Below are 10,139 nucleotides of genomic sequence, written 5' to 3'. Positions count from 1 at the left end.
TATTTTTCACCTGTTTGCTCGCAACCCGCATCTATCCATAACGAGAATAATCCGCTCCAAGCAAGAGCAGCTTGATTTTGACAGCGATTCTCTGGCTTCTTAACCCTTAGAACTTTTCACTGTCCAGCCTTTCACTTTTTCGAAAAATTTCTCTTGTAAAACGAGACTCTTACATTGTTCGACAAGATCCTTGTCAACAAGTTCACGCTCAGTGAATCGCTTGTTTTGAAGTTCTTCCCCATGAAGGTCTGGAACGAGCTTTATTTTTGCTATTTCCCCCTATGTCTCTATAATTATTTACCTGTATTTTCCGTACAAAAGTAGGTAATCTACCAAAAAAACGCAGAATTGTTGATTTCAACTCTGCGTTTTAGGTTATTCGGTCATCCTTTTTTCAACTTTTCGAGCTAGTTTTAATGCACCTTGATCGATATATTTCATATAATAATGCGATAAAATAAATAAGGGCACCATGGAAACCAGAAACGTAATTGCATAGGCAAGATTATAACTAAAATAATGAATTACTTTACTAAACAGGAACGCGGAGAACGTATTTAGGATAGTGAAATGAATGAGGTAAAGGGAGAATGAAATCTGTCCTAAATAAACAAAAGGTTTCCATCCAAACACATGTTGCAGCACTTTTGAACGAAGCAGAGCAAACAAAATCATAGCAGCACCTAGGGTTCGTGCAAGAAGTCGTGGGTCGATGTCAAAATTTTTTGTCCACACTTCTAAAGGTTCGTACATAGTCCCCATTAATGAAGTATAAGGCGCCGAACCTAAGTAAATCCCCATTAAAAGCACAAGTACTTTCATTAGTATACTTTGGACCCATTTGTGCTTGAGCAAATCGGCAAGCAGCATTCCCCACAAAAAAGCGACAAAATAGGTTTGAATAAAAGCAAAGGATAAGACCACATACACAATCCATCTTTTCTTTACTCGTCCAAATAAAGCAAGAAAACCAAAAATCAAAAAAGAACCTAATAGCTCATAGCTCATTGTCCAAAGAACTGGATTGTATGGATGTGCTTCAAAACGGAAAAACGGATCAAAAATAGCAGCCTTGATAACGGTATATATATTTGTATCTAAAGCGTAGTAGTTCTTTTTCATATCCGTCCATGTTGTTCCCCATATATCTTGGAGATAAAAGGCATTCGTAATAATAGCTAGATACACAAGCAATACGGATACCGCTGCCGGCACGGCAAGCCGAATGTACCTTCGTAGGGCGCTGGAATGCAACAATTTTAGAAAGGTCTCACTATCGAGCTCATTTTCAAACATTTTGACACTGAGCACATAACCACTTAGCACAAAAAACAAACAAACGGCAAATTGTCCATTATAAAATAAATTAATCGGAGAATGTCCGTACCAGATATCCCATTTAAAATGAGCTTGTTGCGGTCTTCCATTTAACGCAGCTGGATAAAATACTTGTATGTAGTGCGAAATAACCACGGCAAATGCCGCGAGGCCCCTAACGCCATCCAAATAGAATAGCTTTTTTTCAAATGTCTCTTTATTCATTTTTTCCCTCTTATTCCATTAATGAGGATATTATAACATGCGATGCTGCGCGATTAAATATACATCCTGAACCATTTTTTATTAGAGAATAACGAGAATTTGAAATAGATGTCAGTAAAAAATAAAGTATTAGACTGGATATCTAGGAGAAGGTGTCCGTACTGCAAACTGGGATTATTCTAAAAAATAAAGTTGTAGACTCCCGCCAGAGGTGCGTCCATTGCGGAAGATTTTTTGTTGTTTGCATAGAGCGATTTCTTAAGTGTAACGGGCGTTGTGTAAAAGACCCAAGATGTTCTGAAACGGCTTTATTTAATGGTTAGTCTAACACTTTATTTTTCAGTCTAATACTTTATTTTCTTATGACACCAGGAAAAAACTACTCTCATTTGAATATATATCGTGCGATTTTAGGAAAAATATGTTCTCGTCGTTCTTATATATCATTCTATGGTTAGCGGGGCACAAATCGGCAATTACCCAATGTTATCCAGCGTTCTTCGGTTAATATTCATTCCGGATATCCGAACTCTCCCGTCCGGTTGACACACCCGGAGAATTTTCTTTCTGCGAGAGGTTTCCAAGTTCTTGTCTCATTTGCTCATTTTGCGCCTTCAGTTCCCTAAGCTCACCTTGAATCGCTGCATCGGTTGATTTGTGATGCGTGTGGGAACCTGATTTGTGCATTCCTCCCATGCCGAACATCATAAATACCATCATCAGCGGACAAGCCAGAAACAGTAGCCAGGACCAATCCATAACTCATTTCTCCTTTTAAGATGCTTTTTTTCTTGATGCTTTAATTGTAGAGAAAGATTATGTGGAAATCATGGAGAATCATTGCGGAATGTGTGGGCAAAAAGAAGACACGGTTCAAAAGAACCGCGCCTTTAAAAAAAGTAGGGGTGCCGCTGATTAAACGGCTTGACGAATCTTATTCCGTTAATGACGCAGCACATCCCTCATGTGGCGGTACTCTTCTTCCGTGATTTCACCTCTCGCATACCGTTCAGCGAGTATGGTTTCAGCCGTTTTCTCACTTGTTCCCTGAATTCCGCTTCCCTTTACTAATCTGACAACCAGAAGAACAATTCCGATAATAATGAGCAGATTCAGCAGAACGCCTAAAATTCCGAAAATCCCGATACCGTAACCAAAACCCATCATCATGACTTCCTACTCCTTTCTACTTTTGGGAAAATGAACACTGAACTCGGTTCCCTCATCCAATTTGCTTTGCACCGTAATATTCCCGCCGTGCGCTTCAACGATGACTTTCACTACCGCAAGACCGATCCCAGCCCCGCCGGTTTTTCGGTTGCGGGATTTCTCGCCACGGTAAAATCGCTCGAAGATGAACGGGAGTTCATCGGAAGCAATCCCCATTCCTGTATCCTTAATCGCGACTCGCGCTTCCGTTCGATCTTCCGAGACCACTACATCAATACTACCTTTATTGGTATATTTATAGGCGTTATTCAGCAAATTGACAAAAACTTGCACCAGACGCGCATAATCACCGGTCATGTACACCTTTTTATTTTCAACTACATTTAGCGAGATCTGTTTATCTTTAAACTGTCCCGCCACTGTGCTGAAAGAATCATGAATCACTTCGTTAAGGCAAATGGCTTCTTTCTGAAGCTGAAGCATGGGATTTTCTGCGGCCGTCAGTTTCTCCAAATCGCTGATGAGCTGCACCAGTCTGATAACCTGGTCGTGGCAAACCTGCAGTTTATCCGTTGTCGCTTCCCAAACCCCGTCTTGAAAAGCCTCAATATGACTTTGGATCTTGGCAAGCGGTGTTCGCAATTCGTGAGCAATATCCGCCGTTAAATTTTTGCGCAGCTTATCCTGCTTCTCCAAAGCTTCCGCCAGATGATTAAGCGCAAGGCCGACCTCTTCTATTTCTGTAGTTTGATTGGCAAGCGTAACCCGCGAAGACAAGTCCCCTTCCCTCATCCTGAGGGCAATCTTCTTAATTTGCACCAGAGGGTGACTAATGCCGTTTGATATATATACGCTAAAAAGATAGACCCCAACGATCACCAGAACCAGAGCCGCCCATATTAACGTGGTAAACGTCGATAAAAATCGTTGATTTTGGACTTGAAAGGGCCCTGCAATTCCTTGAATCTCTAGCAAGCCGATCTGTTGCCCATCTCTCATGATTGCTTTTTGCATAGATGGCTGGTCATCTGCCGACTGAGCACCCTTGCCCTTTGCTTCATTTGAATGCATAGACATGCCCATTTTATTGGAATCCCAGATCATATTTTTCCGGCTATCATATATCCTCACGATATAGTCGCGAAGCATGGCTTGATGCGAAATACGCATCAGTGTTTCTGTTGTCCATTGGCCTGTTGAATGATTGTAGGATGCTTCCAAGTCTTCAATTAAAGCAGCTGCTTCTGCCTCCTGCTGATTTTCAGTATACTTTTCGAAAGAATAGGTCATGACCAAATGGACAAGAAGCACGATCAACAACAATGAACTGATGGCCACACCCAGATGCGATAAAAGCAGTTTTCGTCGAAGTCCCCCGCTATTCATCCGGATTCACCTGAAATTTATACCCGACTCCAAAAACAGTGCCAATAAATGTAGGGTGTCTGGGATCATCCCCGATTTTTTGCCTGATATTTTTGACATGAACATCAATGGTGCGTTCAAAGCCTTCAAATGAGTCCCCCTGGATTAGATTCACCAATTCCAAACGGCTGAATGCCCTTTTCGGATGCCTTGCCAAAAGTTCAAGCAGTTTAAATTCAATAGGCGTCAATGAGACGGGTTTTCCCATAACGCTGACTTCATGCCGTTCCTGATCGATAGATAGGCGATTGCCAGCAAAAGCGAGCGATTTTTCTTGATCTGATACGGCCTTGATCCGGGATCTTCTTAATAAACTGATGACCCGTACCAACAGTTCTCTAGGGCTGAACGGTTTGGTAATATAATCGTCGGCGCCGATGAGCAGCCCGTTGACCATGTCATCCTCGCTGCTTTTGGCCGTTAACATGAGAATCGGAATGTTGGATTCTCTGCGGATCGTTCTGCAGACCTCTTCTCCAGTCATGTCCGGCAGCATTAAATCCAGAACAATTAAATCGGGCCTTAGATTTTCAAATAATTGCAGCGCACTTTTCCCAGTATCCGCCTCAAAAACGATATAATTATTTTTCTCAAGATAGGCCTTTATCACTTTGAGGATATCTGTCTCATCATCGATAATTAAAATTTTCTCCCGCTCCATACCCATCATCCTTTTCCCTGTATAAAAAAAGATAGACCTCACGACAGTTGCGAGGTCTATCTTATCACGGCAGATTTAGAAATTCACGTTACGGCCGCGCAACCTGTGAATGGTTCATCATTTGCCGCATACCCGTGCCATTGCTATCGTGACAAATGTTGTGCATCTTCTTAATTTGCTCATCGGTAAGATTGGGATGCATTTGCTTCCCATAAGGCAGCATCTGTTCAAAAAAGTCCTTGCTGTTGTCAGCACTAGTCCCGTTATTGTTGCCGGTAGACGCAGCATAAGCACCAGCCGTTCCAATCCCCATCAGCAATACCGATGCCGTTATTCCAATCCATATTTTTTTCATTGTTCTCGCCTCCTTATGGTTACAAATATAAACCATAGATATGAAGAACTAATTTGCATCTTGTGAAGAAGTTATTAAGAAAGAAAAGATTCAATGGATCGGCAATGTTCTATTCGTGGAAAAGTGGAAATATTTATAAAACAAGCCGGTGATATCTCACCGGCTTGTCCTTTTGCTATTTATGGTCTTCACTGATCATTTGCTCATATTCTTCCTGGGTTACCACACGCCGCGCTGTGACGAAACGGGTTTTGTAATAAGAATCGCTCAAATTGCTGATTCTTACGCCCTTACTGCTTGAAGAATGGGCAAATTCATTGTCTCCAAGATAAATGCCCGCATGGGATATCCCTTTACCGGTTGTATTAAAAAACACCAAATCGCCTGGCTCCAAATCCTCTTTATCTACTTCGACCCCTTCTTCCGATTGAGATACCGAGGTGCGGGGCAGATCCAAATTAAATTTATCAAATATGTATAGAATAAATCCGGAACAATCGAAACCGTTCACTGTGGTCCCTCCCCATTTGTAAGGAGTTCCGACCACCTGACTCACTTCATTTCGAAGGTTCGATTCATTTGCAAATGCGCTGGTAGCACCGAACGAGAAGAGTAAAGCTGCACCAACTACAGATAGGATCAATTTCTTCAAAAAAATACTTCTCCCTTCGATGCCTACGGAGTTAGCTGCGGGTTCGGTTGAAGGTATGTTCCCTATACTCTCCTATGTGAAAGAGTAATTCACCCAAGTTTGGATCCCCCGTTTTCAAAACGAAATTCGGCGAATTTATTAATATTTTGTAACCTGTTATTAGGTTATTGCATTTCTATTAGATTTGCAATACAAAATGTTGGAAAATGCCGTGTAAATTACGAAATTACCAAAAAAAAAAGGAGCCCTTGTCGAGGTGTTATATGTTCCTGTATGAATAAGAGCTCATTCGTCGATATAAGAAATGACAAATTATTAATCTGCTGCGCGACCATGCTGAAATATATTTCCTCAATTTCAGATTACTTAATGCTTCTTCTTTCTCATCATGACTGGCATCAAAATCAGATGCGATAAAGGACAAATCAGTAATAAGAGGTACGGAATTATATTTGTGCCCGTTCCTTTAAATCCATTTACTAGAAAAATAACAACAAATAATGCAATGGGCAGTACGCAGCATAACAGCATCATCAAGTTATGTTTTTTCGGATTATGGGTGTGTTGCTCGCCGTGATCTTTGCTGTCATGATTGTGGCCTCCGCAGCAATTCATTTTTCTACTTCCTCCCTTAATTTTTCGTTTGTCTTGATGTCTTTATTCTATCCGGGGATTGTGTGGAATTCATGTAGAAACATTGCGGATTACATGGACTTTTAAATTCAAAATATAGGAATGGGTCCCTACAAACTTGTCTATTTTAAATGCCAATTTTATGAGATGTAATTATTTCTATATTTAATTTCCATATATTAAGCCTCTACAGGCACTGAAACTCTATGTTAGGATGTCGTCATGTCTACAAAACACTTTTAGGAGGAATGAGCATGAAGAAAAGGATTGCTTTCTTATTGGTTTCTGCAGCACTGTTCATGAGCCCGCTCGGGATAAATGCTACTCATGCAGCTAGCGATGTCCCTGCTCAATCTGATGCCTCAGCAAGTACTGTTCGGGAAAATATAATCGCTATGGGAAAGAAATATTTAGGTACGCCTTACGAATTTGGCTCAAGCCGCAGGGATACCACAACATTCGATTGCTCAGATTTTGTGAAACAAGCTTATCTGGAAGGGGCAGGCATTACACTGCCGGCAAACTCTAGAACTCAAGGGGCCCATGTTAAAGAGAATGGTACGTATAGTACGAACTGGAAAGACCTCAAACCAGGAGATATCATGTTCTTTATGTCATACCGAGGCAGCAAAGAATCAAATTACGTTGGGATAGATAAAAATACAGCTCGAATCACTCATACCGGAATCTACCTTGGAAACGGGGAAATACTGCACACCTACTCGAAAGAGTCTGGCGGTGTCCGAATTGACAAAATAGAGGGTACCCACTGGGAGAAACGCTTCCTATTTGGAGGAAGTACCCTAAAATAGAATAAGTACAAGCCAGCGAGGGATAGTCTCGCTGGCTTCTTCTTTTATTGTTTTTGCCAAGCTACTTCAAACCGAAAAGCTCCTTCACCCGATCCTTGATCCGGATATCCGCCTGATCATCATGGGCATGCAGTTTTTTTAAAATTTGAATATCTAATATTTCTCCATAAATTCTACACAAATTTCTTTTATTGTTTGTTACATAAGCAGCTAATCAATAACAGGAGGACAGTTTAATGAAAAGTAATTTACTAAAAGTTCTAATTATTGCAGGATCTATAGCAGTCATCACCTACACAAGATGCGGTCGTTCCCGACAAAACGTTTACTTACAAATTTAAAGCGACTGTACCAGGAACCTATTGGTACCACTCGCACCAAGACAGTGTGAACCAACTGGATAAGGGGTTATACGGCTCTCTGATTGTCGAAGATCCAAAGGAAAAATATGATCGGGATTATACGCTTATGCTGGACGAATGGATGAGTTCCGGTGATATGGACATGGGTAACACAAATGCCGATGATCACAGTACCATGAATATGGAAGGAATGGATCATAGGCATATGAACTTGTCCGGATCCGATATGAGCGGGCATGATATGAGTAAGTACGATATTTACACGATCAACGGAAAATCCAATGACTCGATTGAGAAGCTATCCGTAAAGGAAGGCGATAAAGTTAGAATTCGCTTGATCAACGCCGGGTATCTTTCGCATCAAATGCACTTGCACGGCATGATTTCAAAGTCATTGCCACAGATGGACAACCGATCAACAATCCGGCACGAATTAAAGATCAGGTGCTAGCTATCGCTCCCGGAGAGCGTTACGATATTGAATTTACAGCAAACCATCCTGGGTCCTGGCTCCTTGAAGAGCACGGTAAAGAACAAAGAGTAAATAACATGAAAGCCGTTATTCAGTATGAAGGCTCTGATGTGAAGAACGATACTTCGTCTTCATCCGAGGAGCTTTCCAAATTTGATCTTGCTCACTATGGTAAACAGACTCAAGGTAAATTTTCACTGACTCAAAAATTCAATCAAGAAGTGAGCATGAATTTGAATACGGAAATGAAAGATGGCGAGATGGTATATACCATAAATGGAAAGGTGTTTCCGGATACTGAAAAAATCAAAGTACAAAAAGGCGACAAAGTCAAGGTGACTTTCGTGAATCAATCCATGTCCGACGATCATCCGATGCATTTGCACGGTCACTTCTTCCAAGTGTTAAGTAAGAACGGACAGCCGCTTCAAGGATCCCCGGTTATGAAAGATACACTGAATATAAAACCAGGCGAACAATATGTGATCGCTTTTGAAGCAGATAATCCCGGGGACTGGATGTTCCATTGTCATGACCTGCACCATGCATCAGCAGGAATGGTAACCGATGTTATGTATACGGATTACCATAGCAACTACACCCCGGATCCAAATGTAAATAATAAGCCGGAATAGACTCCTTTCGTCTGGATAAGCGTTGCTGCTCTCCCGCTGGCCCTGGTTATTTAGTTCCTTATTGACATCTCTCGACCCACGAGGCTCCTCCTTTATTTATGGCTTTTCATGATCATTATTGCAGTATCAATCGGGTTAATTGCATACCATGGTTGATATTAAGCCACGTTACGAGACGCTCGGATTGAACCAAATGTTATGGAAATCTACCCACCCGTAGGAGTTGATTCCAACCCCCCGGACGGATTGATGGAAGGCCGTGTTCGTTGTCTTATGAACGAGGAACAGGACGGCGTGCGCCTGTCTTATCCATTGCTCGAGCTCCGCCAATCTCGCCCTCCGTTCTGTCTCTTCGGCTTCCCGGAGAATCGCAGCTGCTTCTTGTTCCACGACCTCTGCCGTCCGGCTATCCCATAAAGAGGAGAAATAATTGTTCTGCAGGTACACCTCCAACTCGCGCACCTCGTCTCCGCCCAGAACGACGCCGTACAATTGGCAGTCAGATTGCTGCAGCGAAGCGTGATCCGTCCATTCTGCCGTGCTTAGGATTCGGATTTCCAGGGTCACGCCGAAGGAGGCGGCGCGCTCTCGAATCCAACGGGCATCCGCCTCGAGATACGAGTTGGTAACAAGCTCCAGGGTCTCCTCCCGGTATCCGCTTCTCTCCAGAAGCGCCAGGATTTCAGATCGGCTTCTCTTGGGGAGGCAGGCGCTCTCCTTCTCCGACAGGGCCGCACCTGGACGGAATCCTCGTGCTGAGCATATCCGGTCACCTCCCAGCTCGGCAATTAGCGCATCGCGGTCCAGTATATGGTGAAGCGCTTCGCGAAATAAGGGATGGTTGTGCGGCCCGCTCTTCTTCTGGTTGAAAACGAGCAGACTGCAGCAGGTGAACTGCGCCTCCAGATTGTGCCATTCTTCGCCCCCGTTCAGCAGAGCCTTCCGGCTTGCACTGGATGTCTCCCCGTGAGACATCATGAGAGACGTCCAATCCGGTTCTTTCAACCGGCCGGCTTCTACTTGGGGGAGGATCAGCACCTCCACGCGGTCCAGGTGAGCCCGTCCTCGGAAGTGTGCCGGGAAGGCCTCCAAGACGCATTTTCCCTCATTGTGGGAAACCAGTTGAAAGGGACCTGTGCCTACAGGCGCTTTTGCAAAGCCTGATTCGTCCCGGCGAACCACATCTTCCGGAACGATAGCGGTCGTAATCGAGCACAGATATCTCAAGAACAAGTAATTCGGTTCCTTAAGACGGATCCGGACGGTTTTTCGATCCGGAGCTTCCATCTGATCGATGCCTCTGAACATCCAGCCGCCTTGGAATCGGTCGGGTTGGAACCTGATCCTGTTCAAGGTAAACATCACATCCTCTGCCGTTAGCTCCCTTCCGTGATGGAACAGGATGCCTTTCTTCAGATGG

The 10,139-nt window shown here is 43.2% G+C and carries 10 protein-coding genes, 1 pseudogene and 1 riboswitch; of the genes and pseudogenes, 2 read left to right on the top strand and 9 right to left on the bottom strand.

Features of this window, described 5'->3' with window-relative positions; translation table 11 throughout:
- Positions 1 to 375: 375 nt before the first annotated feature.
- The 8 genes from K7397_RS10980 to K7397_RS10945 all read right to left on the bottom strand — a co-directional run bounded on the left by K7397_RS10980 (position 376) and on the right by K7397_RS10945 (position 6,336).
- Positions 376 to 1,542, bottom strand: a complete 1,167-nt coding sequence (locus K7397_RS10980) for an acyltransferase family protein (protein ID WP_223067990.1) — start codon at positions 1,540 to 1,542, stop codon at positions 376 to 378.
- A 504-nt stretch (positions 1,543 to 2,046) separates the two neighbouring features.
- Entirely contained in the window at positions 2,047 to 2,301 is a 255-nt protein-coding gene (locus tag K7397_RS10975; protein WP_223067989.1) for a DUF2933 domain-containing protein, read from the bottom strand.
- A gap of 183 nt (positions 2,302 to 2,484) precedes the next feature.
- On the bottom strand, positions 2,485 to 2,712 hold the full coding sequence (locus K7397_RS10970) for an SHOCT domain-containing protein (RefSeq protein WP_223067988.1): 228 nt from the start codon (positions 2,710 to 2,712) through the stop codon (positions 2,485 to 2,487).
- Between the two features lie 6 nt (positions 2,713 to 2,718).
- On the bottom strand, positions 2,719 to 4,098 hold the full coding sequence (locus K7397_RS10965; RefSeq protein ID WP_223067987.1) for a sensor histidine kinase: 1,380 nt from the start codon (positions 4,096 to 4,098) through the stop codon (positions 2,719 to 2,721).
- The gene (locus tag K7397_RS10960) at positions 4,091 to 4,798 is read right to left on the bottom strand and encodes a response regulator transcription factor (protein WP_223067986.1); all 708 of its coding nucleotides are present in this window, start codon (positions 4,796 to 4,798) and stop codon (positions 4,091 to 4,093) included. Before K7397_RS10960 ends, K7397_RS10965 begins: the two co-directional genes overlap by 8 nt.
- 88 nt (positions 4,799 to 4,886) lie before the next feature.
- Entirely contained in the window at positions 4,887 to 5,153 is a 267-nt protein-coding gene (locus K7397_RS10955) for an FAD/FMN-containing dehydrogenase (RefSeq protein ID WP_223067985.1), read from the bottom strand.
- Between the two features lie 175 nt (positions 5,154 to 5,328).
- The gene (locus K7397_RS10950) at positions 5,329 to 5,805 is read right to left on the bottom strand and encodes a C40 family peptidase (RefSeq protein WP_223067984.1); all 477 of its coding nucleotides are present in this window, start codon (positions 5,803 to 5,805) and stop codon (positions 5,329 to 5,331) included.
- A 5-nt stretch (positions 5,806 to 5,810) separates the two neighbouring features.
- Positions 5,811 to 5,947, bottom strand: a riboswitch (cyclic di-AMP (ydaO/yuaA leader).
- Positions 5,948 to 6,171: 224 nt separating this feature from the next.
- Positions 6,172 to 6,336: a DUF2933 domain-containing protein gene (locus K7397_RS10945; RefSeq protein ID WP_237690855.1), complete on the bottom strand. Its 165-nt coding sequence runs from the start codon at positions 6,334 to 6,336 to the stop codon at positions 6,172 to 6,174.
- Positions 6,337 to 6,692: 356 nt separating this feature from the next.
- Between K7397_RS10945 and K7397_RS10940 the strand changes: the two genes are divergently transcribed.
- Both K7397_RS10940 and K7397_RS10935 read left to right on the top strand, forming a co-directional pair.
- Positions 6,693 to 7,250: a C40 family peptidase gene (locus tag K7397_RS10940; protein WP_337926712.1), complete on the top strand. Its 558-nt coding sequence runs from the start codon at positions 6,693 to 6,695 to the stop codon at positions 7,248 to 7,250.
- A 294-nt stretch (positions 7,251 to 7,544) separates the two neighbouring features.
- Positions 7,545 to 8,719: pseudogene (locus tag K7397_RS10935) on the top strand (multicopper oxidase family protein); the annotation flags it as partial.
- A gap of 168 nt (positions 8,720 to 8,887) precedes the next feature.
- Here K7397_RS10935 and K7397_RS10930 read toward each other — a convergent pair.
- Positions 8,888 to 10,120: an ABC transporter substrate-binding protein gene (locus K7397_RS10930; protein WP_237690854.1), complete on the bottom strand. Its 1,233-nt coding sequence runs from the start codon at positions 10,118 to 10,120 to the stop codon at positions 8,888 to 8,890.
- Between the last annotated feature and the right edge of the window lie 19 nt (positions 10,121 to 10,139).

It is taken from the genome of Paenibacillus caui, from assembly GCF_019904135.1.
In the GTDB taxonomy this organism is placed as follows: domain Bacteria; phylum Bacillota; class Bacilli; order Paenibacillales; family Paenibacillaceae; genus Fontibacillus; species Fontibacillus caui.
This window is presented reverse-complemented; position numbering and strand designations above follow the sequence as displayed.